The sequence below is a fragment of the Marinobacter salarius genome (genome assembly GCF_032922745.1).
In the GTDB taxonomy this organism is placed as follows: domain Bacteria; phylum Pseudomonadota; class Gammaproteobacteria; order Pseudomonadales; family Oleiphilaceae; genus Marinobacter.
The window spans coordinates 3,637,206-3,659,335 of record NZ_CP136693.1 but is presented as its reverse complement, the minus strand read 5'-3'; the positions used below and the strand labels follow the sequence as shown (position 1 = coordinate 3,659,335).

Sequence of the window (22,130 nt, the reverse complement as noted above, 5' to 3'; positions counted from 1 at the left end):
AATTCGCTCTTTTTATTCTACCCGGGACTGTCGGGGTTCATTGAGTTTATCGTTATCCGCTGCAAACGGTGTTCAGCAGTTTGTCCTGCGGATCCAGCTCCTTCATGTTATCAAGCCTTGGAGCACCGTCCGAACCCAATGGTACGAGTTCGTGGGTACTGCAGTTGAGAATATGAACCCGATGGGAGACGGCGTCGGTCATCTTCTGCTCGAAACGATACAGTGTGAATCGCACTACGTTCGGATTTGAGGGGGTTTCGCTGATGCTCTTGGTATCAACTGTCGAAAAGGCGTTGACGTAAGGGAAGAAAAACGTCCATGGGCGCCAGAGAATGCCGTTGCTTTCCGTGTCCACAATGACGGCTTCTTCGGGCATCAGGGACTGCTTCTGGTCAAACCAAGTGTATTCGGTGTATATGAGGTATCCAAGCATACCTGCTCCGGCAAATACCGGGATGATCCATTTCGGAGCGAGATTTCGGGTGACAGCCCGAATACCAAGCGCAATACCAGCGGCCCCGAGGCCGCAAACAACGGTAGCGACAAACGTCCAGAACATAAAACAGGTTTCCTTAAAAAAGAACGGGCTCCCTCACAGAGGAAGCCCGTTCGTCATCAACCTTCTAATTCATTCAATGAATTAGGCTGATTCGTTGCTTAGTGGTCGTGAGCCTGACTCGCACCACGTGGGTAGCGGACGCTTTCAACCAGTTCCTGAATCTCAACGGGCGGTTCTTCAGTTGCGTTGGACACAATGAAGGCTACCGCAAAGTTGACGACAGCACCAACTGCACCGATAGACAGAGGCGAAATGCCCAGTACCCAGTTTTCCGGGGTGTCTGCGAGGTTGTTGGTGCCCGGAATGAACAGCCAGCCCTTGTACACGAAGATGTACGCCAGGGTGAAGCCAAGACCGGTCAGCATACCGGCGATTGCACCGACATTGTTAACCCGCTTGGAGAAAATACCCATCATCAGCGCCGGGAACAGGGACGCTGCTGCGATGCCGAAGGCTAGTGCAACAACTTGTGCCGCGAAGCCCGGTGGGTTTGCGCCCAGATAGGTGGCAACACAGATTGCGACTGCCATCGATATTCGGGCTGCGAGCAGCTCGCCTTTCTCCGTGATGTTGGGGTTGATCGAGCCTTTGATCAGGTCGTGACTGACCGCTGACGATATTGCCAGCAACAGACCGGCTGCCGTTGACAGTGCCGCAGCCAGACCACCGGCGGCGATCAGGCCGATAACCCATCCTGGCAGGTTGGCGATTTCCGGGTTGGCCAGTACCAGGATATCCCGGTTCACGACCAGCTCGTTGCCTTCCCAGCCGCGAGACTGAGCCGTGCTTTCAAACGCAGGCGAGTCGTTATACAGCTGGATACGACCGTCTCCGTTTTTGTCCTCGTACTGAATCAGGCCAGTAACTTCCCATTCTTTGATCCACTGCGGACGCTCATCATACTGGATCGGCTCTGCTTGAGTGCCTTCAGGATAGATAGTGGTCATCAGATTCAAACGAGCCATGGAAGCAACGGCCGGCGCTGTCAGGTAGAGCAGGGCGATGAAAACCAGTGCCCAGCCAGCAGACCAGCGTGCATCCGCCACCTTCGGTACCGTGAAGAACCGGATAATGACGTGGGGCAGACCAGCGGTACCGATCATCAGGGACAGAGTAAACAGAACCATGTTCAGTTTATTGTCGACATCAGCGGTGTACTCGTTGAAGCCGAGATCCGTGATGACCTGGTTTAGCTTGTCCAGAATCGGCATGCCGGAGTCCACGTGAGTCGAGAACAGACCCAGCGGAGGCAGAGCATTACCAGTCAGTTGCAGGGAGATGAAAACGGCAGGGATGGTATAGGCAACGATCAGTACGCAGTACTGAGCCACCTGGGTATAGGTGATGCCCTTCATGCCGCCGAGTACGGCGTAGACGAATACCACCACAGCCGCAATGATCAGACCCATGGTTGATTCGACTTCAAGGAAACGCGAGAAGGCTACGCCAGCACCAGCCATCTGGCCGATGACGTAGGTCACGGACGCTACAATCAGACAGATAACTGCCACGAGACGGGCATTCTTGCTGTAAAAGCGGTCACCAATGAACTCGGGAACCGTAAACTTACCAAACTTACGCAGGTAAGGCGCCAGAAGCATGGCCAGCAGAACGTAGCCGCCTGTCCAGCCCATCAGGAACGTCGAGTTTGCGTAACCACCAGCGGCAATCAAGCCCGCCATGGAGATAAAGGATGCTGCGGACATCCAGTCAGCGCCGATCGCCGCACCGTTGGTGATTGGGTGAACGCCGCCACCAGCAACGTAGAAATCACTTGTGCTACCGGCTCTCGCCCAAATTGCGATGCCGATATAGAGGGCGAATGAGCCGCCCACAAATAATAAATTGATTGCAAATTGACTCATTCGAACTTACTCCTCATGCACGCCGAATTTTTCATCGAGCTTGTTCATTCGCCACGCGTAATGGAAGATCAGCGCGATGAAAGTAAGAATCGAACCCTGTTGGGCGAACCAGAAGCCGAGGTCGGTTCCGCCAATGGGGATTCCGGCGAGCATGGGGCGAAGCAGTATCGCAAACCCATAAGACACGAGGGCCCAGACAATGAGGCTCCCGAATATAAGACGAAGATTCGCCTTCCAGTAATTCACAGCATCGTAGTCATGACCTGACATAGGATCACTCCTGTGTTGTTGTTGTGGAGGTTTGGTGGGTTTTCTGAGAAGTGTTGGTTGTAGAGAAATTATTATTCATATAGTTCTTCTCCGACGTAATGTCCTATTCGACTTTACCCGTCAAGCGATAGATAGATATTGGCAAAAGGTCTAATTCTCAGTAATTTGAGGGATAAAGCGTCTGCAAACGCAACACAGTTCCGGGGTTCTAGCCTCGCCGATGGATGTTCTTCAGTTGCCGGTGGTACTTCAGTTTTTCATTGAAGTCACGCAATGTGGTGACACCGCTTTTTCGTGCTTTATTGATGACCGCAAGGGTTAATTCAGCCGTCACCATGGCATCGGCAGCAGCATGATGGCGGGCGCTGACTTCCAGGTCGAAAAAATCGGCCCAGTTGTCCAGGCCTTTGCCTCCGGTTTTGGAGTTGGGAAAGAAGGCAGGGAGCATCTCGGCTACATCGAGCCATGTGTGGAGCTGGGTGTAACTCAGTGTTTGCTTGAGAGTCTTTTCAAGGAATTTCTGATCAAAGGCCGAATGGTAGGCAAGGATAGGGTCGCCATTCATCCATTCCAGCAGATGGAGCAGTGCGTCTTCTGTCTCATGTCCCTGAGTCAGTGCTTCCGGACCGATACCGTGGATGAGTACCGTTTCGCTGATGTCCAACTCTGGGCGACGCAGGATCAGATCAAACTGGTCGCCCAGGTCAATGGAGTTATGCCGAATGGCCACCGCACCGATGGCGATGACATTGTCCTTTGCCGGGTTGAGGCCCGTGGTTTCCAGGTCCAGTACGATCAATCGGCAGTCTGACAGGCGCTGGTCTCCGGCCGCCTTTGGCGTTGGCAAGTGTTCGTGATCGGGACCACCGGTGCTGCCGGCCCTACGCCGTTCGATCCAGTTTTTGATCTGTTCCAGCATAAAGGTTGGCCCGGTTTTCAGAGTTGGTAGGTGATTTCCAGTTTCTGCTGCAGGCGTTGTGCCTGGCGGAACGACTCGCGAAGAATCCGGCGGTCCAGAGGGTTAAGGTCGTCCGGGTTTATGTAATTGGACAGGGGCTCGCCGCGGTCCAGCATCTCCTGGTGTGCCCTCATCCGAATAGCCTGGATCAGGCTATAGGCCTCCTGCCAGGCGTTGGCGTCTTTGGTGTCAAAGACACCTTTTAAGGCGAGCTGCTGCATGCGCTCCAGTGTGTTGGCTGTGCCCACATTATTGGCGAGGGCAAGTACCCGAACGGCTTCCACGAAGGGAGCCAGTCCCTGGCGCTTCAGATCAAGTGTGTTTTTCTTGCCATCCGGGGCATAGCGAAAGTTGCGGAACATGGTCAGAGGAGGTTTGCGGGTAATGGCGTTGCCCGCCAGCATCTTCTGGAACAGGTCGTTCTTGCGTATGCGCGTGAGCACTTTATCCAGCAACCTTTCCAGTGGTTCCATCGGCCCGAATACCGCCCGCATGTCGAGGAAAATCGAGGAGTACACCAGATTCTGCGGAGTTGAGGCGTCGATAAATCGGGCAAACCAGTCATCCCACTCCCTGCCGCTGAGGCACAGTTTGGGATTGCTGGCCATGATATTACCCTTGCACAGGGTAAAGCCGCATTCCGCCAGTTCCTTGTTGACGGTTTCCGCGAAGGGCAACAGCTTTTCCCTGACCTGTTCCTCGGTCATCCCCTCCGGTGTCTGGAACAGGATGCCGTTATCCTGATCTGTTAACAGGGTTTGTTCCTGCCGACCTTCGCTTCCGAATGTCAGCCAGGTGAAAGGGATGCCAGGGTCGTGTTTCTTGATGTTCAGTTCCAGGACCCGTCTTACAGTGACATCGTTCAAGGTGGTAATAATTTTTACCACCTGGCCGGAATCGGCCCCGTGAGCGAGCATCGCGTCCACTAACCGGGACACATCCTTACGGAGGCTGACCAGGGTACGGAGATGGCTGGCGGTGCCGATGGTTCTGGCGAGGTTGACGAGATCGACCCGCTGAAGTGAGAACAGGTCGCGCTCGGATACCATGCCAATCAGTCGGTGCTCGTCATCCACCACGCAGATGTGGGCAAAGTGATGCTCTGCCATCAGCATGGCGGCTTCAAAAGCATCTGCGCTGGCCGTGAGGCAACAGGGGTTCCTGGTCATGACCTGGCCGATGGGCGTGTCCAGAGGGCCCTTCTCCTCTGCCACCATGGTGCGCAGATCCCTAAGAGTGAATATACCTGTGGGATGCCGTTCGTCGTCGGTAATCACGATGCTACCGACACTGTTTTCGTGCATGCGCGCAACCGCTTTTCGGACCGGGAGGTCCGGAGAGCAGACGATGGGGTTGCGAATAGCGTAGCGTTCCAGCGGGGTGTCCAGCGAGTTACTGGAACCAATGGAAGCCATGGCGCCGGTCTGTATGCGCTGATTCACCTGATCAAGCAGGCTGCTGACGCCGCGAAGGCAAAAATCACGAAAGGGATCACTCTGCGAGAACAGCATGACAAAGGTGTCGTGTTCAATGCTAAGGCAGAAGGTGTCTCCGGAGGCGCGATGCAGTGTGCGGGTGGGGCGTTCTCCAATCAGCGCGGCCAATGGAAAACATTCGCCCTGGCTTATTTCAAAGGTGGTTTCGGTTTCTCCGTCCTTGTCTCGCTCCCGTTCGCCGCGAATACGGCCCTGTTTGACCACGTAGAACCGTTCTACCGGGCCCTCGTCCGGTGTCAGCACCACATCGCCATCGGCGTAGAATCTCAGCGAGGCATGCTCGGCATAATGGGCCAGATGTGCATCGTCCATGTTTGAAAAAGGCGAATGCTCCCGCAGAAATGCCATGATGGCACGGGTATTCTGGGGGCGTGCACTGTCTTGCGATGCGGCAGTCATAATCGCGGTCCGTTGTCGTGCTTATGAGCCGGAAGTGTAGACCAACCGTCTATCTACCGGCCCTACGATGTTTGTCTGAGCGCGGGCCAGCCCCGGCCTGGCAGTGGGTAGGGCGAGGGGCCTCCTTTATGATGGGTGAGCCGGGTGGTAAAGTCCATGCAACTTCGACCGTAAATGATATCGCCATGACAACCAAAGATGAGCGCCTGAGCTTCCTGGAGGAGATGAAGGATGTCCGCCGTATCCGGAAGCCGAACAAAGCCGATGTTAAAGCCCCAAAGGATTTGACCCCAGGGCACCTTGAGCGGCAGCGGTCCGCCATAGATCAGCCGCACAGGGATCGCAATCCACTGACGGCGGATATGGTTGAGCCTCTGACAGCGCACGATGTTCTCTGTTGGCAGCGGCCCGGTGTGCAGCATGGCGTATTCCGTAAGCTCCGTCTGGGGCAGTACCCGATTGAAGCGCGCCTGGACCTGCATCGAATGACTGTTGAAGAAGCGCGTCGGGACGTGTTTGGTTTCATTAATGATTGCGTGCGCTATGGACTTCGATCCGTCATTATTCTCCACGGCAAGGGAGAGCGTAACCCGGACGGTATCGCCCAGCTCAAGAGCCATCTGGCCAAATGGCTGCCAGAGTTGGAAGATGTGCTGGCGTTTCATTCGGCCCAGAAGCGCCATGGCGGCACCGGTGCCGTCTATGTCATGGTCCGCAAGGGCGACCGCGACAAACAGCGTAACCGTGAGATTCACGGATCCTGACTATTCACCCAACGCCGACAAGATCGGTTCGGAGGTAAGTGTGAAGCAACTGATGTTGGTACTTTTTATGGTAGCGGCACTGGCCGGGTGTAAAGACCGGGTCATCTGGAATGACAACGGCAAGGTGGAAGAGGCAACAACGGACCGCGAGGTTTGGGACTCCGAGGGTAAAATGGAAGCCGGCGAACGGAAAATCTGGACCGACAAGGACGGCAACGACGTCATCAAATAAGGACGCTCAGCGTTCATAATAATAAAACTCAGCCGGGGCCAGGGTTCCGGGCAGCAGGGGAGAGAACAACCATGGCCGTGAGCCTTACCGTAAATGGCCGGGAGCGGATGCTCGACGTAGACAGCGATACCCCGCTGCTATGGGTGATTCGCGATGAACTCGGACTGAAAGGTACCAAATTTGGATGCGGCATGGGGCTCTGCGGCGCCTGTACCGTGCACCTGAACGGGCATCCGGTGCGTTCCTGTTCCACCCCGGTTGAATTGGCTGACGGTGGGGATGTGACAACCATCGAAGGTCTGTCGCAAGATGGAAACCTGCATCCTTTGCAAAAGGCATGGGTCGAACATGGTGTGCCCCAGTGCGGCTATTGCCAGTCTGGCCAGATTATGAGTGCGGCGCATTTGTTGCAGCACAACGAAGCTCCCTCCCGCGATGATATTGTTGCCGCCGTAAGCGGAAATCTCTGCCGTTGCGGTACCTATTCCCGCATTGTCGCGGCGGTTGAGTCCGTGGTTGGTGATGACGCAGCCCGTCCTGATCGGGGGCAAGGGTAATATGTCCATGAATCGACGCGATTTCCTGAAGGTAACCGCAGGCTCCTCTGGCGGGCTGGTCCTGTCCCTGTCGCTTCCGGGCTGCGCTGGCATCCAGACCGATTATGGTGAGCAGGATGGTAGCTGGAAACCTGACGCCTGGCTGGAGCTGACGACCGATGATCAGGTTTATTTCACGCTGGCGCGCGTTGAGATGGGGCAGGGAACCTACACTGGCCTGACCACCCTCATTGCGGAAGAGCTCGGGGTGGCGCCAGCCTCCATCAAACTGCAATTTGCCCCTGCGGCCCCGGAATACCGGAATCCCCTCTACAAACTGCAATTGACCGGCGGCAGCACCAGTCTGGCGACCAGTTGGCAGCCGCTACGGGTGGCGGGAGCCTCTGCCCGCATGATGCTGGTTGCTGCCGCAGCCAGTGTCTGGGAAGTCAGCCCCGCTGAATGCCGGGCGGCCGAAGGCAGGGTGGTCCATCCGAACGGACGCGACAGCCTGGCTTACGGTCGGCTAGTGGAACTGGCAGCGAAGCATACGGTGCCGGAGGCTCCGTCACTCAAACCCCGTGAGGAGTGGAGGTACATCGGCAAGGAACGGGGACGCCTGGATGCCGAAGCCAAGTCCACCGGCGCGCCAATCTACGGCATTGATGTCGAACTGGAAGGCATGGTTTACGCGGTGGTGTCCCGCCCTGCGAGCTATGGCGCCCGGGTAAAATCATACGATGATACCGCTGCTCGCCGGTTGCCGGGCGTTCTGGACGTGTTCGAGATAGAGCGTGGCGTGGCGGTTGTGGCAAATAAATACTGGCGGGCCCGTAAGGCTCAGGACGCCCTGACGATCGAATGGGATAACGACGGCGCGTTGGATGTGTCCTCCGATCAGGTGTTCTCCTCGTACCACAAAGCCGCTGATGAAGACCCGGGGGAAAGCGAGCGCAGCGAAGGTGATTATGACGACGCACAACAAGGTGCGGAACGCGTGGTGGAGGCCAGCTACGAGCAGCCTTACCTGGCCCATGCGACGTTGGAGCCGATGAACGCTACGGCGTGGTATCGGGACGGCGCCATTGAAGTCTGGGCACCGACCCAGGCACCCGATCTTGGCCGGATCGCGGCTGCGAGGGTGACGGACCTCTCGCCTGATGAAGTGACCATTCATACCACCTTCCTCGGCGGTGGTTTTGGGCGCCGCCTGACCAATGATTACATCGAGGAAGCGGCGTCTGTCGCCTACCGCGTACGCGAACCGGTCAAGCTGATCTGGTCGCGGGAAGAAGATACCCGTCACGATGTTTATCGACCGGCCATGTTGCACCGGATGCGGGCCAGTGTTAGCCGTGATCAGGTCACTGGCTGGCACCATCAGATTGTTGGCCCGCAGATCCTGGACTGGTACGTACGCAATGCTGCGCCAGCCCAGTACCCCTGGGCTCCGAAATTCCTGTACGGCACTCTGGGGCGCGTCGGGCTGATGGCCGAGGGTATCGCGACTCCGAAAGATCACTCCGCCATTGAAGGTGCCATAGAATATCCGTATCGGGTGCCGAATCTCGACATACGTCATACGCACACAGATCCAGGGGTGCCAGTGTCCTGGTGGCGGTCCGTGGGCTTCTCTCACAACGGCTTTGCCGTTGAAACCTTTATGGATGAACTGGCCCATGAAGTTGGTCAGGACCCGTACCGGTTCCGGCGCTCATTGATTGATCACGAACCAAGACACCTGGGCGTGCTGGACAGGGCTGCCCAACTTGCCCAATGGGACAGCGCCGCACCCGAAGGACGGGCCCGTGGCGTTGCCCTGTTCCGCAGTTTTGGCACCTATGTGGCCCAGGTGGTTGAGGCCAGCGTTGAGTTCGGGGAAATCCGGGTGCACAGGGTGTACTGTGCTGTGGATTGCGGCCAGGTGGTCAATCCGGACATTGTTCGCGACCAGATCGAGGGCGGTATTATCTTTGGCCTCACGGCAGCGCTCTACGGCAACATTACCCTGGAAGGCGGACAGGTCCAGCAAAGCAATTTCCACGATTACCCGCTCATGCGTCATGATCAGCGGCCCGAGGTGGTGGTGGATATCATCGATAGCGATGAATCGCCCACCGGTGTGGGGGAGCCCGGTGTACCTCCGGTGATACCCGCTTTGGGTAACGCGTTGTTTGCCCTGAGCGGGAAACGCCAGCGCAGCCTTCCCCTGAAAGCCTCGGTATAACCCGTGGCTTTCCAGGCCGATCGGTGAGCGTTCGTCGGCCTTTGCGGGCGGCACGCTCATCCTTATAATGGAAGCCAACAAGCGCTGATCCGGCGTGTCTGTTCAGAGGTGATTCTTGTTTGACGTAACCCGCTACGCCATTGCCGCGCAGTCCATCATTGATGCCGGCCGGTTTCTCTACGGACAGGGCTGGTCGCCGGCTACCAGCAGCAACTATTCGGCGCGAATCGATGATGAGCATATCGCCGTCACGGTGTCCGGCCGACACAAAGGCCAGCTGGTGGCGGGTGATGTCATGGTGGTCGACCTTGCCGGGAACCCCGTCCAGAGCAATGCCCGATCGTCGGCGGAAACACGTTTGCATACGGCTCTTTACCAGACCTTTCCGGACGTTGGCGCGGTGTTGCATACCCACTCTGTCAAGGCAACGGTGCTGAGTCGGCTGCTGCCCGCCGGAGAACCGCTGAGGTTACAGGGGTACGAGTTACAGAAGGCGTTTTCCGGGGTTGATACCCACGAGTCGCAACTGACCGTGCCGGTGTTTGACAATACCCAGGATATTCCGGCGCTGGCGGACCAAACCAGAGATTGGTTTCGTCAGCACCCTGAACAACCGGGTTACCTGATTCGTGGGCACGGCCTTTATACCTGGGGCAGGACCATGTCAGACTGCCTGCGCCACGTCGAAGCCTTTGAATTCCTTTTCGAATGTGAGCTTGAAACCATGAGGGTCCGCCGATGACAACCTTGAGTATTTTTGACCAGAGTGTGCCCGAATCCCCCCGCGTCGTGACCGAAGACGCAGGCAAAATCGCTAACCTGTTGGCAGAGCACGGCGTGCGCTTTGAACAATGGGCTACCCGGGATTTGCCTGCGGATGCGTCATCTGATGATATTCTTGAGGCCTATTCCGGTGAGATCCAGGCGCTGAAGGCGGAATGTGGCTTCCAGGCGGCGGATGTCATCAGCCTGAACCCGGATAACCCCCAGAAAGAGGCTTTCCGCCAGAAATTTCTGGATGAGCATGTGCACAGCGAAGACGAGGTGCGTTTCTTTGTTCGCGGGCAGGGCCTGTTTTACCTGCATTTTGGTGACCAGGTGTACGCCGTTCTGTGCCAGAAAAATGACCTTATCAGCGTGCCGGATGGCACACGCCACTGGTTTGATATGGGGCCGGAGCCGGCGTTTACCTGCATCCGCCTGTTTACCAACCCGGAAGGCTGGGTGGCGGACTTCACTGGTGAAGACATCGCCAGCCGGCTGCCGCGTTACGAGCGCCTGGCGGGAGCGGCTGGATGATCCGCGTGATCCTGACGGATATCGAGGGAACCACCAGTTCGATTTCCTTTGTGCATGAGGTTTTGTTTCCCTACTCGGCGAAGCATATGGCCGAGTTTGTGCGGGAAGGTGCGGCGGACAATACGGAAATCCGTGAGCAGTTGGATGCCGTTGCCCATACCTCCGGTGTCGCCAGGGAGGATATCGATGGGCTTGTTGAGGTGCTGGATACCTGGATTCGGGAAGATCGCAAGGAAACACCCTTGAAGGCCTTGCAGGGAATGCTCTGGGAGCAGGGTTACCAGCAGGGTGCTTTCCGGGGGCACATCTACGACGATGCTGCCGAGTATTTGCAGCGCTGGCATGATCGAGGTTTGCGGCTGTTCGTATATTCTTCCGGTTCTGTGAAGGCGCAGAAGTTGATTTTCGGTTTCAGCGAAGCCGGGGATTTAACGCCATTCTTTTCCGGTTACTTCGATACCCGTATCGGCGGTAAGAAGGAATCAACTTCCTACAGCAACATCATCGACGAATTGGGTGTCGAACCCGGAACGGTGCTGTTCCTCTCCGATGTTGAGGCCGAACTGAAGGCCGCTGAGGACGCTGGCATGCGCACGGTCTGGCTTGTGCGTGAGGGAGATCTGCCGGACACGAAGCGGGCGGTGGCTACGGACTTTGCAGGGGTCGACAGGTTTCTGCAGCAGGGTTGACCCTCCATGGTGCCTGACGTTCGATGCCTGATAATGCCTTTGGTGTGCCTATACCTTGCCGGCTGCGCGCCGGATTCCGGTGTTCCAGATATGATGGATGGGTACGTTGTGAGCGTAGCCGATGCTCTGGAACTGCGCCCCGAACTCTCCGATATAGCCCCTGTTCCCCAGATCCCGCGCCGACGGGAGCGCGTTCTCGACATGCCGGATCTGGACATGGGAATGCTCGATTTCCTGTCCCTCTATGGGTGCGAGTTGCAGTACGTGGTCGGCGAAAGGAACTCGGTCATGGGGCGGGTGATGCAACCGTTGAATCGATTGCGTTATGAAATGCGGTTTATCCGTGCCGCTGAGACCTGTATTTCGGAGACCGATGGTGAGGATATACAGGAAAAACTGGAAGAGGCCATCGCCCATAAAACCGAAACGCTCCCCATTGCGATATGGAACGCCACCTGGGGTGTGGAAGAGATTGAGCGTCTGTTTACCCTGTCGCAGGGATATTATCCCGGGAGCGGCGATGACAAGGTTCTGGATGAGTTGTCTTCCGGCGTAAAACGGGTCAACCATACGGTCAGGGGCCTGCTGGACGGCAACACAAGTGAGTCGTTGGATTATGTAGGTGGTGTGCATCAACTCTGGCAGGCAGAACATCGTGCGGGTCAGCTATTGAATAGCGCACGGCTGATCACAGCGCGGCTTGACGACGCAACGGCCCTGTTGGTCAAGAGAGTGGAAGGGGCACCACTTTGCTCGGGGTCGGAGTCTGAAGCGCCGCCCGGCGAGCTCCTAGAAATCTATACCGACGGTTACGGCGGTGGCATTGAAGACTATCTCGGCCGCATTGAGCAGGCGAGGGAGGCGCTGATTAAACCGCTGGATACGCTCGCCGCACAGCAGTCGGCGACCATGCCGTCTGCTTTTCGTGGTTGGTATCGGCTTTATCTGGAAACGGGCAATGCCGACAGTGTCTGGGGGCAACTGGCCCGCGCCATTACGGCCCATAAAGAGCGTTGGCGGCAGTTGCTCACCCAGTGCGGAGCGCTTCCCCAGTAGAGCTCAACCATGTCTGGCATGATGACCGGGAGCACATCAACGCTGGCTTTCGGGGGTTACCCGCAGGATTTCCTCGACGGTGGTTGAGCCGGCGGCCACTTTCTGCGCGCCACTGAGCCGCAAGGATTTCATGCCATCCTTGTACGCATCCACTCTCAGTTGGTCCAGCTCGCACTGCTCGGTAATCTGCCGGATCAGGTTGCCGGACAGTTGCATGATTTCATACACGCCGGCTCGACCATAGTAACCGGTGTTCCGGCACTCAAGGCAGCCAACCGGGTGGTAGACCTGCTTGGGCATGGAGGCTTTCCAGGGGCGGGTCAGGCTTTGCCAGGCCTGCTCGTCCACCGGCCCTGGCGCCTTGCAGTGGGGGCACAGGGTCCTGGTTAGTCGTTGCGCCATTACGCCCAGCACGGTGGCACGAATCAGGTAGGGGGGGATGCCCAGTTCCATCAACCGGGTAATGGCGCTGGGGGCGTCGTTGGTGTGCAGGGTGGACAGCACGAGGTGCCCGGTCAGGGCGGCCTGAACCGCCATTTCTGCAGTTTCCAGGTCACGGATTTCACCAATCATGATGATGTCCGGGTCCTGTCGCAGCAGCGCCCGCACGCCCGAGGCAAAGGTCAGTTCGATGTTGGTCTGAACCTGCATCTGGTTGAAGGCCGGCTCCACCATCTCAATCGGGTCCTCGATGGTGCAGATGTTCACCTCGGGAGTGGCCAGTTGCTTGAGGGTTGAGTACAGGGTGGTGGTCTTACCAGAGCCGGTAGGGCCGGTGACCAGAACAATGCCGTGGGGATGATCGGTAATGGCGTGCCAGCGTTCCCGGTCTTCCTTGGAAAATCCCAGTTGTTCGTAGGACTTCAACAGCACTTCCGGATCAAAAATCCGCAACACCATTTTTTCACCAAACGCCGTTGGCATGGTGGCCAGTCGCAGTTCCACTTCGCTGTTGTCCGGCTTTCGGGTTTTGATACGGCCGTCCTGGGGACGGCGCTTTTCCGCCACGTTCAGCCTGCCGAGAATCTTCAGGCGGCTGGTAACGGCCATGCCGACCTGGTCAGGAAATTCGTAGACGTTGTGCAGCACCCCGTCGATGCGAAAGCGCACCTGGGTAACATTGCGCCGAGGTTCAATGTGGATATCCGATGCGCGTTGATCAAAGGCATATTGCAGCAGCCAGTCAACAATCTTGACCACATGCTGGTCGTTGGCATCCGGGTGTTCGCTGGCCCCAAGGTCCAGCAGTTGCTCGAAGTTCTGGGCGCCGGCGGGATTGGCCGTATTGTTGCCGCCGGCCTTGCTGACGGAGCTCGCCAGTTGATAGAACTCGACGGTGTAACGGCGGATATCCTCGGGGTTGGCGACCACGCGGCGGATGTCTTTTCTGACCGCCTGGCGCAGGTTGCTTTCCCAGTCACTTTTGAAGGGCTCGGTGCTGGCGATCAGCACTTCATCCTCGCCGATTTCAACCGCAAGAATGCCGTGTCGCTGAGCAAAGGCATAGGACATCACCCGGGCAATCGCGGGTGTGTCTATCTTTAGCGGGTCAATGTGGTAATAGCGTTGCTCTGCCCACTCCGCCAGCCATTGGGTCAGCCTGTCCAGATCCAGCGTGCGACCGGTTGTCTGGCTTTCCAGCCCAGCCTTGGCGACCAGTTCCAATGGGTGGCGCTGGCTGGCTGGCCCGCTACTACCTGTCTGGATGCCAATATTGGCTGAAAGGACCCGTTCGGCATCCTCCTGGGTGATCTCACCACCGGTGACCAGCGCCGTGCAGATATCCCTCAGGGTCAAGGTACTTCTATGTGGCGCGGGTGGATGAGTGCTGTCAGCCATGATGCGTTTCCTGTCAGGTTTCTGTAACGGGCTGCGGACGGTTCACCTTAAGGTGGACCATGGCCACAGTAAACAGCAGGAAGGTCAGCACCGCGATGATCAGAGGGGTAATGGCGCCCTCGCTGAGCCACGACGATACGACGTATTGGGTAAAATAGAAAATCACCACGAAACTGAGCCAGATATAACCGCGGTTGTGGCCTCGAAACACCGGTACGGCAAAGGCCAGTAGCGGGACCAGCTTTACGCTGAGCATCAGCGTGACGGAGACGCCCTCGACCTGCGCGGGGTAAAAGGTGCTGATAAGCAGGGCCGCCAGGGTGGCCAGATAAAGCAGGATGGTCAGACGGGCGGTTATTCGGGCTTTGGGGTTGTGAAGCATTCGGTGATCCGTTGTCGTTGAGTGGCGCCGGGGTTAGCGCAATTTCATGGCAATTCGCGCAAGGCGCTCGCCAAACGTCTGGCATATGGCTTTTTCGTGGTCGTTCACGGACTGTGGCTCTCCGGTGCCGGCCCAGTGGGAAGGGCCGTAGGGCGTACCCCCGGCGGAGGTCTCGTTGAGCGCGCTTTCCGAATAGGGCACACCGCACAGCACCATTCCATGATGCAGCAGTGGCACCATCATCGTCAGCAGGGTGCTCTCCTGACCGCCATGCAGGCTACCAGTGGAGGTAAACGCGCCAGCGGGCTTTCCGCTGAGGGTTCCGTTAAGCCACAGGTCGCCGGTGCTGTCGAGGAAGTACTTCAGCGGTGCTGCCATGTTGCCGAACCGGGTCGGGCTGCCGATGGCCAGGCCGGCACAGTTCGCAAGGTCATCCTTGCTGGCGTAGGGCGCGCCGTCGTCCGGTACCGCTGGCAGGGACGCCTCGGTGTTCGGCGACACGCTGGGCACGGTGCGAATCCTGGCATCCATACCCTGCACCCGGGATACGCCCCGCGCAATCTGGGCGGCCAATTCGGCCGTTTGCCCAGTGCGGCTGTAATACAGCACCAGGATATAGGGCGAGGGGGTCGCCATTGGAGATCTCCGGTTAGAGAATATTCAGGACATTTTCGGGCGGTCGGCCCAGTGCCACCTTGTTACCCCTGATTACGATGGGGCGCTCGATCAGCTTCGGAGTGTCGACCATTGCTTTGATCAGCATCTCACGGCCAAGTTCCGGGTCGTCCAGGCCCAGTTCCTTGTATTCCTTTTCCCCGGTTCTCATCAGCTCCCTGGGAGTGATGTCCAGGGCAGTAAGGATCTGTTCCAGAATTTGCTCTGTCGGTGGCGTTTCCAGGTAACGTATAATATCCGGTTCAACACCTTGTTCGCGAAGGAGTTCAAGGGTTTGCCGAGATTTTGAACAGCGCGGATTGTGGAAAATTCGGGTCGGTTCTGTCATGGTTCTCCCTCTTCCCAGGTCAGGTTGACCGCAAGTTTGTCTGAGCGCCGTAGTCTAACAGGAGGGCACCCTGTGCAATACCCTGCAAAGTATCCTGCAACGGTGCGTTATTCCACCGGGTTATGCAGGATCGGTATAATATTGGCCTCATTGTCGCTGGTCGGCTGTCAGAACCATGAGTTTGAAAAGCCCGACGGAACCGTCCTCGACTGGGAGAGCCTGCGGGGACATTGGGTGTTGGTCAACTACTGGGCCGAGTGGTGCAAGCCGTGCCTGGCGGAAATTCCAGAGCTGAACAGTATCGACCGCGCGGGTGCCGTGATAGTCCTGGGCGTGAATTTTGATGATGTTCGTGGCCAGGAACTGATCGACCTGGGGCGGAAAATGGGCATTGAATACAGTATGTTATCGGAGGATCCGGGGCCGAAGTTTGGCTGGAAAACCCCCGTGGCCCTGCCCGCAACGTTTATTGTGGATCCGGATGGAGACCTCGTTGAGGCCCGCTTCGGCCCGCAAACTGAAGAAGACATCAAAGAATTGATTGGTCGCTGACCTGGCCCGAACCGCCATTAACCTGCAGGAAATTTCCGACGCTATGTCACAGACCTTTGTCCACCTCCGCGTGCATTCCGAATACTCCATGGTAGATGGCCTGGTGCGCGTGAAACCCCTGGTCGGTCGTGTTGCAGAACTGGGTATGCCCGCTGTCGGGCTTACGGAGCAGTCCAACATGTGCTCCCTGGTACGTTTCTACAAGGCGGCCATGGGCGCTGGGGTGAAGCCCATTATCGGCGCTGACCTGTGGGTCGAAAATCCCGACGAGCCCGACAATCCGTTTCGTATCACTCTGCTGGCCCGCAACAACGATGGCTACCTGAACCTGACCGAAGTGGTCTCGCTGGGGTACACAGAGGGGCAGCGGTTCGGTAAGCCAATTATCCAGCGCCAGTGGCTGGAAAGCCGCACTGAAGGGCTGATTGCCCTGTCTGGATCGCGACTGGGAGATGTGGGCAAAGCACTGATGTCTGGCAAGCTGGACCTTGCCAGACAGCGTGCCGAATACTGGATGAACCTCTACCCCGAGTCGTTTTACCTGGAGCTGCAACGCACGGGTCGACCGGGGGATGAAGACTGTCTGCACCTGAATGTAGAGCTGGCGGAGGCGCTGGGTTGCCCGGTGGTGGCGACAAACGATGTCCACTTCCTCCATGCCGAAGATTTCGAAGCCCATGAGGCAAGGGTGTGCATTGGCGAGAGCCGTACCCTGGACGACCCGAGGCGGGAGCGTCGTTTCAGCGACCAGCAGTATCTGCGCAGCGCCGATGAAATGATTGAGCTTTTCTCTGATATCCCCGAGGCGGTCGAGAACACGGTAGAAATTGCCCGGCGCTGCTCGGTCCCGGTGCGTATGGGAGAGTATTTCCTGCCGAACTACCCCATTCCCGATGGCATGACCATGGATGACTACTTCCGAAAGGTGTCGGAAGAGGGACTGGAAGAGCGACTGGCGAAAACCCTCAGCAAGGACGACCCCGAATACGATGCCAAGCGCGAGGCCTACTACAAGCGCCTGAACTTCGAGCTGGATATCATTATCCAGATGGGGTTCCCGGGGTACTTCCTGATCGTTATGGACTTCATCAAGTGGGCCAAGAATAACGGCGTGCCGGTAGGCCCTGGCCGGGGTTCCGGTGCTGGCTCCCTGGTGGCTTACGCCCAGTTGATTACCGATCTTGATCCTCTGGAATACGACCTGCTGTTCGAGCGCTTCCTGAACCCCGAACGGGTTTCGATGCCCGACTTCGACGTCGACTTCTGCATGGAAGGCCGTGATCGTGTTATCGCCTACGTGGCGGAAAAATACGGCCGCGAGGCGGTGTCCCAGATCATTACCTTCGGCACCATGGCTGCCAAGGCGGTTGTGCGGGACGTTGCCCGGGTTCAGGGCAAGTCGTACGGGCTGGCGGACAAACTCTCCAAGATGATTCCCTTCGAGCCGGGCATGACCCTGGAGAAGGCGCTGGAGCAGGAACCACAGCTCGTCGAGTTCCTGGAAAATGACGAGGAAGCCCAGGAAATCTGGGAGATGGCCCTGAAACTTGAGGGTGTATGTCGAAACGCCGGTAAGCACGCCGGCGGCGTGGTGATTGCACCCACCAAGATTACCGATTTCTCGCCGCTGTACTGTGATGACGAGGGCGGCAGCCTGGTGACCCAGTTCGACAAGGGCGATGTGGAAGATGCCGGCCTGGTGAAGTTTGACTTCCTGGGGCTGCGGACCCTGACCATCATCGACTGGGCCCTGAAGATGATTAACCCGCGCCTGGAGAGGCAGGGCGGGACGGCTCTGGACATTAATGAGATTCCGCTGGACGACGTGCCATCGTTCGACATGCTCAAGAAGGCGGAAACCACAGCGGTGTTCCAGCTTGAATCCCGTGGCATGAAAGACCTGATCCGTCGCCTGCAACCGGACTCCCTGGAGGATATGATCGCCCTGGTTGCCTTGTTCCGTCCGGGGCCACTGCAGTCGGGCATGGTGGATGACTTTATCGACCGGAAGCATGGCAGGCAGCCCATGTCATTCCCGCATCCGGATTATCAGTATGAGGGGTTGAAGCCCGTTCTTGAGCCCACCTATGGCGTTATCCTGTATCAGGAACAGGTCATGCAGATTGCCCAGGTGATGGCCGGCTACAGTCTTGGTAACGCCGACATGCTGCGCCGGGCCATGGGTAAGAAAAAGCCCGAGGAAATGGCCAAACAGAAGCAGTTCTTTCTCGACGGCTGTGAAAACAATGACATCAACAAAACCCTGGCGGAAAACATTTTCGACCTGGTTGAAAAGTTTGCCGGCTATGGTTTCAACAAGTCCCACTCGGCTGCCTACGCACTGGTTTCCTATCAGACCCTGTGGCTGAAGGCCCATTATCCTGCTGAGTTCATGGCGGCGGTACTCACGGCGGATATGCAGAACACCGACAAGGTGGTCACGCTGGTGGAGGAGTGCCGCAGCATGGGGCTGGAGCTGCTGGTGCCCGACGTCAGCCGCTCTGAATACACCTTTACCGTCAATGACGATGGCGCCATCGTGTATGGTCTGGGCGCTATCAAGGGGCTTGGTGAAGGACCAATTGGCAGCATTCAGGCCGGCCGCGCCGACGGCGAGCCGTACCAGGATATTTTTGATTTTTGCCGCCGGGTGGATCTGAAAAAAGTGAACAAGAGGGCCATGGAAGCCCTGATCCGCTCCGGCGCGATGGACAAGCTGGGCGCCGGGCGCGCCCAGTTGATGGCCAGCATCGACAAGGCCATCCAGCAGGCGGGCCAGCAATCCCGCAACGAGTCCGTGGGCATGACCGATATGTTTGGCGACATGCTGATGGGCGGGGAAGACGGAGACCCTTACTCCGATGTAGCGAATGTGCGGGAATGGCCCAAGAAAGAGCGCCTCAAGGGGGAGAAAGACACCTTGGGCATTTACCTGACGGGCCATCCGTTCGATGAATACGAGAAAGAAGTGCGGCGGTTTGTGCGCTCATCCATTGCTGATCTCAAACCGGCTCGCCAGCCCCAGCGTGTTGCCGGCCTTGTCGTTGCGCAGCGTTCCATGAAAACCCGCACAGGGTCGACCATGGCGTTTATCACTCTGGATGATCGCAGTGCCCGCATTGAGGCTACTTTGTTTTCAGAGGCCTTTTTCGAGAATCGGGAGTTGCTTCAGTCCGACCAGGTCATTGTGGTGGAAGGTCAGGTCAGCCATGATGACTATTCCGGCCAGATGAAGATGCGCGTCAGCTCGGTGATGGACGTTGGTACGGCCCGGCAACAGTTCAGCCGTGGTCTCAAGCTCGCTATTCACGCGGATCAGCTTCAGAACGGCCTGCTGGATAAACTGGACTCCACGCTCAGGCCCTTCCGTTGTGAAGGCAGCCCGGTGTGGATTGAATACAGTAGCGATAATGCCAGTACCCGTATCGAACTGGGTGAATCGTGGCGCGTGCAGCCCGATGACGACCTGTTATTGGAGTTGAAATACCTTGTAGGCGACCAGTCGGTAGAACTGGTCTATGATTGATACTATCCGGCAAGGTTCATCCCGGGTATGGCGGACACGTTGAAAAATTACGTTTTTGTCAGAAAGCGGACTCATACGAAGGTCCGCTTTAGCCAATGCTCAGGCGCTGCTATCTTTGTCCAAAATTCTGGTTTGGCGACTCACATTCTCGCCTTGCAAGCAAATGATGGAACATCATGAACCCTAATTATCTGGATTTCGAACAACCGATTGCCGACCTTGAAGCCAAAATTGAAGAGCTTCGCATGGTGGGAAACGACACCGACATCAACATCACCGACGAGATCAGCCGGCTGCGCAAGAAAAGTGTCAGCCTGACTGAAAGCATCTTCTCGAACCTCAAACCCTGGGACGTGGCACGCCTGGCGCGTCATCCCCGCCGGCCCTATACCCTCGACTACGTTGACATGATCTTTGACGACTTCGACGAGTTGCACGGTGACCGTCGTTATGCGGACGATCAGGCCATCGTGGGTGGTACAGCCCGCCTGGATGGCAAGCCGGTCATGGTGATTGGGCACCAGAAGGGCCGGGAGGTGCGCGACAAGGTAAAGCGGAATTTTGGTATGCCTCGCCCGGAAGGGTATCGTAAGGCCCTGCGGCTGATGGAAATGGCTGAGCGTTTCCGTATGCCGATTCTGACCTTTATCGATACTCCGGGTGCCTATCCAGGTATCGGGGCCGAAGAACGCGGCCAGAGTGAAGCGATCGCCTTCAACCTTGCCGTCATGTCCCGCCTGAAGACGCCGATTATTTCCACGGTGGTAGGCGAGGGTGGCTCCGGCGGTGCTTTGGCCATCGGCGTGTGCGATCAGTTGAATATGCTTCAATATTCCACCTATGCAGTCATTTCACCCGAAGGGTGTGCGTCGATTCTGTGGAAGAGTGCGGAATACGCCTCCCAGGCGGCAGAGGCGATGGGCGTGACCGCCGACCGACTGAAGGATCTTGGGCTGGCGGACAACGTTATTTCAGAACCGCTGGGCGGGGCGCATCGCAGCCCGGAAGAAATGGCAGAATCCCTGCGTGAGACCCTGAGCAAGGGCGTCGCCGAACTCAGTCGCCTGCCGGCCGACGAACTGGTGTCCCGCCGCTATGAGCGGTTGACCCGATATGACACCGGCCGGTAACCCCGGCTTCGGACACAACTGGCCGGAAGCGCTATGTGCTCCGGTCAGGCACCTGCCTGATCATTCACACCTTCGCATTGCCCTCAGCGGCGGTATGGATTCGGTTTTGCTTCTCCATGTTGCCGCCCAGCTGTATGCCCATAACGGCCAGATTTCTGCGGTTCATATCAACCATCAGTTGCAGCCCAATGCCGATCAAACCGAGCGTTTTTGTCGATCGATTTGCCGGCAGCTTGGTGTGCCTCTCGACAGCCGCCGGGTCACCGTCGGCGGTCGAGAATCTCCTGACATTGGCGTCAGTGGTGGTGTTGAAGAAGCCGCCCGGGATGCGCGGTACCAGGTGTTCGAGGAGATTCTGGCTCCAGGTGAGTTACTGTTGATGGCCCATCATGGTGATGATCAGGCTGAAACAGTGCTGTTTCGGTTGTTGCGCGGGACTGGTATGGCGGGGCTGGGTGGTATGCCGGTGACACGCCCTCTGGGTGCTGGTCGGTTGTATCGACCACTGCTCGATTTCAGTCGCGCAGAGCTTCATGGCTGGGCAGTTCAGCACGGTATTGAGTGGATGGAAGATCCCAGTAATATCGATGAGCGCTTTGATCGCAACTTTCTCCGTACGTCGATTTTTCCTCTCCTCAAATCACGCTGGCCGTCGCTGATCAGCCGCATGGGCCATACCGCCCATTCGTGTCGCGAGGGGGACGAGTTGGCCGCAAAGCTGGCGGAAATCCACTTTAAACAATGTGCCGGGCCTTCTGGTGAGCTTTGTTTGAGTGCGCTCGGTGCGCTGTCTCTGGCGGAACAAAAAAACCTGCTGCGCTGGTGGGCAAGGTATTTTCATTACCGGCCTCCCGCGATTGCAGACTGGTCGCAGGTTCTGGAGGATTTTCTGAGTTCGCCGGCGGACAGGGAGCCGGAGCTTCGGGGAACGGGGTTCGTGATTCGACGTTTCCGGGGGTGCCTGTACCTGGTTCCCGAGTTCACGGAATTGCCTGCCGGAAAGCCGGTCCTGGTTCCGGGTCAGGCGCTGTCGTGGGGTGGATGGCGATTGACGCTGGTGGCGTCAGGTAAGCCTAAAACATCGGCGCCGGAAATAAGGGTATCTACGAGGGCAGGGGGCGAACGCATCCGTCCAGCCCCTGACGGCCCGTCGAAATTGTTGAAGAACTGGCTTCAGGAAAAAAATGTTCCACCTTGGGAGAGAGCCCGACTACCGCTGCTTCTTGAGGTGGTGGACGGCCATGAAGACGTGGTCGGAGCTGGCGACTTGTGGGTTTCCGGCAAATACTGTGGAGAGGCCCCGGCCAGTGGCTGGCGGATTGTTGTGGAGCGGGAATGTAATTGAGAA

Annotated in this window: 21 protein-coding genes; 12 read left to right on the top strand and 9 right to left on the bottom strand. The window is 57.5% G+C overall.

Annotation, left to right across the window (positions count from 1 at the left end):
* Window positions 1-52: 52 nt before the first annotated feature.
* The 5 genes from R1T46_RS17035 to R1T46_RS17015 all read right to left on the bottom strand — a co-directional run bounded on the left by R1T46_RS17035 (window position 53) and on the right by R1T46_RS17015 (window position 5,547).
* Entirely contained in the window at window positions 53-559 is a 507-nt protein-coding gene (locus tag R1T46_RS17035; protein WP_036206561.1) for a hypothetical protein, read from the bottom strand.
* 98 nt (window positions 560-657) lie between these two features.
* Window positions 658-2,424 (bottom strand): VC_2705 family sodium/solute symporter, encoded by a 1,767-nt coding sequence (locus tag R1T46_RS17030; RefSeq protein WP_036206564.1) that lies wholly within the window; start codon window positions 2,422-2,424, stop codon window positions 658-660.
* A gap of 6 nt (window positions 2,425-2,430) precedes the next feature.
* Window positions 2,431-2,694, bottom strand: a complete 264-nt coding sequence (locus R1T46_RS17025; RefSeq protein WP_036206566.1) for a DUF4212 domain-containing protein — start codon at window positions 2,692-2,694, stop codon at window positions 2,431-2,433.
* Between the two features lie 208 nt (window positions 2,695-2,902).
* Window positions 2,903-3,613: a PolC-type DNA polymerase III gene (locus tag R1T46_RS17020; protein WP_036206569.1), complete on the bottom strand. Its 711-nt coding sequence runs from the start codon at window positions 3,611-3,613 to the stop codon at window positions 2,903-2,905.
* Between the two features lie 17 nt (window positions 3,614-3,630).
* On the bottom strand, window positions 3,631-5,547 hold the full coding sequence (locus R1T46_RS17015) for a putative nucleotidyltransferase substrate binding domain-containing protein (protein WP_317306282.1): 1,917 nt from the start codon (window positions 5,545-5,547) through the stop codon (window positions 3,631-3,633).
* A 185-nt stretch (window positions 5,548-5,732) separates the two neighbouring features.
* Between R1T46_RS17015 and smrA the strand changes: the two genes are divergently transcribed.
* The 8 genes from smrA to R1T46_RS16975 all read left to right on the top strand — a co-directional run bounded on the left by smrA (window position 5,733) and on the right by R1T46_RS16975 (window position 12,350).
* Window positions 5,733-6,311 (top strand): DNA endonuclease SmrA, encoded by a 579-nt coding sequence (gene smrA, locus R1T46_RS17010; protein ID WP_036206967.1) that lies wholly within the window; start codon window positions 5,733-5,735, stop codon window positions 6,309-6,311.
* Window positions 6,312-6,351: 40 nt separating this feature from the next.
* Window positions 6,352-6,543, top strand: coding sequence for a hypothetical protein (locus tag R1T46_RS17005; RefSeq protein ID WP_036206969.1), 192 nt, complete (start codon window positions 6,352-6,354; stop codon window positions 6,541-6,543).
* Between the two features lie 71 nt (window positions 6,544-6,614).
* Complete coding sequence (locus tag R1T46_RS17000) at window positions 6,615-7,100, top strand: (2Fe-2S)-binding protein (RefSeq protein ID WP_041334968.1); 486 nt, start codon at window positions 6,615-6,617, stop codon at window positions 7,098-7,100.
* 7 nt (window positions 7,101-7,107) lie between these two features.
* Entirely contained in the window at window positions 7,108-9,306 is a 2,199-nt protein-coding gene (locus tag R1T46_RS16995) for a xanthine dehydrogenase family protein molybdopterin-binding subunit (protein ID WP_317306281.1), read from the top strand.
* A 115-nt stretch (window positions 9,307-9,421) separates the two neighbouring features.
* A complete protein-coding gene (locus tag R1T46_RS16990) occupies window positions 9,422-10,048 on the top strand; it encodes a methylthioribulose 1-phosphate dehydratase (protein WP_036206583.1) in 627 nt (208 codons plus the stop codon).
* Complete coding sequence (locus R1T46_RS16985) at window positions 10,045-10,605, top strand: cupin (RefSeq protein WP_317306280.1); 561 nt, start codon at window positions 10,045-10,047, stop codon at window positions 10,603-10,605. Before R1T46_RS16990 ends, R1T46_RS16985 begins: the two co-directional genes overlap by 4 nt.
* Window positions 10,602-11,294, top strand: a complete 693-nt coding sequence (gene mtnC / locus R1T46_RS16980; protein WP_317306279.1) for an acireductone synthase — start codon at window positions 10,602-10,604, stop codon at window positions 11,292-11,294. The genes R1T46_RS16985 and mtnC overlap by 4 nt, the downstream gene beginning before the upstream one ends.
* A gap of 6 nt (window positions 11,295-11,300) precedes the next feature.
* Window positions 11,301-12,350, top strand: a complete 1,050-nt coding sequence (locus R1T46_RS16975) for a DUF3080 family protein (protein ID WP_036206600.1) — start codon at window positions 11,301-11,303, stop codon at window positions 12,348-12,350.
* A 36-nt stretch (window positions 12,351-12,386) separates the two neighbouring features.
* Here R1T46_RS16975 and R1T46_RS16970 read toward each other — a convergent pair whose 3' ends face one another.
* The 4 genes from R1T46_RS16970 to arsC are packed head-to-tail and all read right to left on the bottom strand — an operon-like array spanning window position 12,387 to window position 15,574.
* Window positions 12,387-14,189, bottom strand: coding sequence for a GspE/PulE family protein (locus tag R1T46_RS16970; protein WP_036206603.1), 1,803 nt, complete (start codon window positions 14,187-14,189; stop codon window positions 12,387-12,389).
* Between the two features lie 13 nt (window positions 14,190-14,202).
* Entirely contained in the window at window positions 14,203-14,571 is a 369-nt protein-coding gene (locus R1T46_RS16965) for a DUF2069 domain-containing protein (protein WP_036206605.1), read from the bottom strand.
* Between the two features lie 33 nt (window positions 14,572-14,604).
* Complete coding sequence (gene wrbA / locus R1T46_RS16960) at window positions 14,605-15,207, bottom strand: NAD(P)H:quinone oxidoreductase (RefSeq protein ID WP_036206608.1); 603 nt, start codon at window positions 15,205-15,207, stop codon at window positions 14,605-14,607.
* 13 nt (window positions 15,208-15,220) lie between these two features.
* On the bottom strand, window positions 15,221-15,574 hold the full coding sequence (gene arsC / locus R1T46_RS16955; RefSeq protein WP_036206611.1) for an arsenate reductase (glutaredoxin): 354 nt from the start codon (window positions 15,572-15,574) through the stop codon (window positions 15,221-15,223).
* Window positions 15,575-15,646: 72 nt separating this feature from the next.
* On the opposite strand from arsC, the gene R1T46_RS16950 reads away from it, so the two are divergent.
* The 4 genes from R1T46_RS16950 to tilS all read left to right on the top strand — a co-directional run bounded on the left by R1T46_RS16950 (window position 15,647) and on the right by tilS (window position 22,127).
* Window positions 15,647-16,126 carry a TlpA family protein disulfide reductase gene (locus tag R1T46_RS16950; RefSeq protein WP_407070132.1) on the top strand — a complete coding sequence of 160 codons (480 nt, stop codon included), beginning with the start codon at window positions 15,647-15,649 and terminating at the stop codon, window positions 16,124-16,126.
* A gap of 43 nt (window positions 16,127-16,169) precedes the next feature.
* Complete coding sequence (gene dnaE / locus R1T46_RS16945) at window positions 16,170-19,652, top strand: DNA polymerase III subunit alpha (RefSeq protein WP_317306277.1); 3,483 nt, start codon at window positions 16,170-16,172, stop codon at window positions 19,650-19,652.
* A 176-nt stretch (window positions 19,653-19,828) separates the two neighbouring features.
* Window positions 19,829-20,782 carry an acetyl-CoA carboxylase carboxyl transferase subunit alpha gene (gene accA, locus R1T46_RS16940; RefSeq protein ID WP_286749247.1) on the top strand — a complete coding sequence of 318 codons (954 nt, stop codon included), beginning with the start codon at window positions 19,829-19,831 and terminating at the stop codon, window positions 20,780-20,782.
* Complete coding sequence (gene tilS / locus R1T46_RS16935; protein ID WP_317306275.1) at window positions 20,766-22,127, top strand: tRNA lysidine(34) synthetase TilS; 1,362 nt, start codon at window positions 20,766-20,768, stop codon at window positions 22,125-22,127. The genes accA and tilS overlap by 17 nt, the downstream gene beginning before the upstream one ends.
* Window positions 22,128-22,130: the final 3 nt, after the last annotated feature.

Bases quoted from the DNA above. Each gene is read 5' to 3' on its own strand.
- tilS (WP_317306275.1), top strand. From the start codon at position 20,766: ATGACACCGGCCGGTAACCCCGGCTTCGGACACAACTGGCCGGAAGCG.
- smrA (WP_036206967.1), top strand. From the start codon at position 5,733: ATGACAACCAAAGATGAGCGCCTGAGCTTCCTGGAGGAGATGAAGGAT.
- dnaE (WP_317306277.1), top strand. From the start codon at position 16,170: ATGTCACAGACCTTTGTCCACCTCCGCGTGCATTCCGAATACTCCATG.
- R1T46_RS17035 (WP_036206561.1), bottom strand. From the start codon at position 559: ATGTTCTGGACGTTTGTCGCTACCGTTGTTTGCGGCCTCGGGGCCGCT.
- R1T46_RS17025 (WP_036206566.1), bottom strand. From the start codon at position 2,694: ATGTCAGGTCATGACTACGATGCTGTGAATTACTGGAAGGCGAATCTT.
- mtnC (WP_317306279.1), top strand. From the start codon at position 10,602: ATGATCCGCGTGATCCTGACGGATATCGAGGGAACCACCAGTTCGATT.
- R1T46_RS17015 (WP_317306282.1), bottom strand. From the start codon at position 5,547: ATGACTGCCGCATCGCAAGACAGTGCACGCCCCCAGAATACCCGTGCC.
- R1T46_RS16985 (WP_317306280.1), top strand. From the start codon at position 10,045: ATGACAACCTTGAGTATTTTTGACCAGAGTGTGCCCGAATCCCCCCGC.
- R1T46_RS17000 (WP_041334968.1), top strand. From the start codon at position 6,615: ATGGCCGTGAGCCTTACCGTAAATGGCCGGGAGCGGATGCTCGACGTA.
- arsC (WP_036206611.1), bottom strand. From the start codon at position 15,574: ATGACAGAACCGACCCGAATTTTCCACAATCCGCGCTGTTCAAAATCT.
- R1T46_RS16975 (WP_036206600.1), top strand. From the start codon at position 11,301: ATGGTGCCTGACGTTCGATGCCTGATAATGCCTTTGGTGTGCCTATAC.
- wrbA (WP_036206608.1), bottom strand. From the start codon at position 15,207: ATGGCGACCCCCTCGCCCTATATCCTGGTGCTGTATTACAGCCGCACT.
- accA (WP_286749247.1), top strand. From the start codon at position 19,829: ATGAACCCTAATTATCTGGATTTCGAACAACCGATTGCCGACCTTGAA.
- R1T46_RS16970 (WP_036206603.1), bottom strand. From the start codon at position 14,189: ATGGCTGACAGCACTCATCCACCCGCGCCACATAGAAGTACCTTGACC.
- R1T46_RS17030 (WP_036206564.1), bottom strand. From the start codon at position 2,424: ATGAGTCAATTTGCAATCAATTTATTATTTGTGGGCGGCTCATTCGCC.
- R1T46_RS17020 (WP_036206569.1), bottom strand. From the start codon at position 3,613: ATGCTGGAACAGATCAAAAACTGGATCGAACGGCGTAGGGCCGGCAGC.
- R1T46_RS16995 (WP_317306281.1), top strand. From the start codon at position 7,108: ATGAATCGACGCGATTTCCTGAAGGTAACCGCAGGCTCCTCTGGCGGG.
- R1T46_RS16965 (WP_036206605.1), bottom strand. From the start codon at position 14,571: ATGCTTCACAACCCCAAAGCCCGAATAACCGCCCGTCTGACCATCCTG.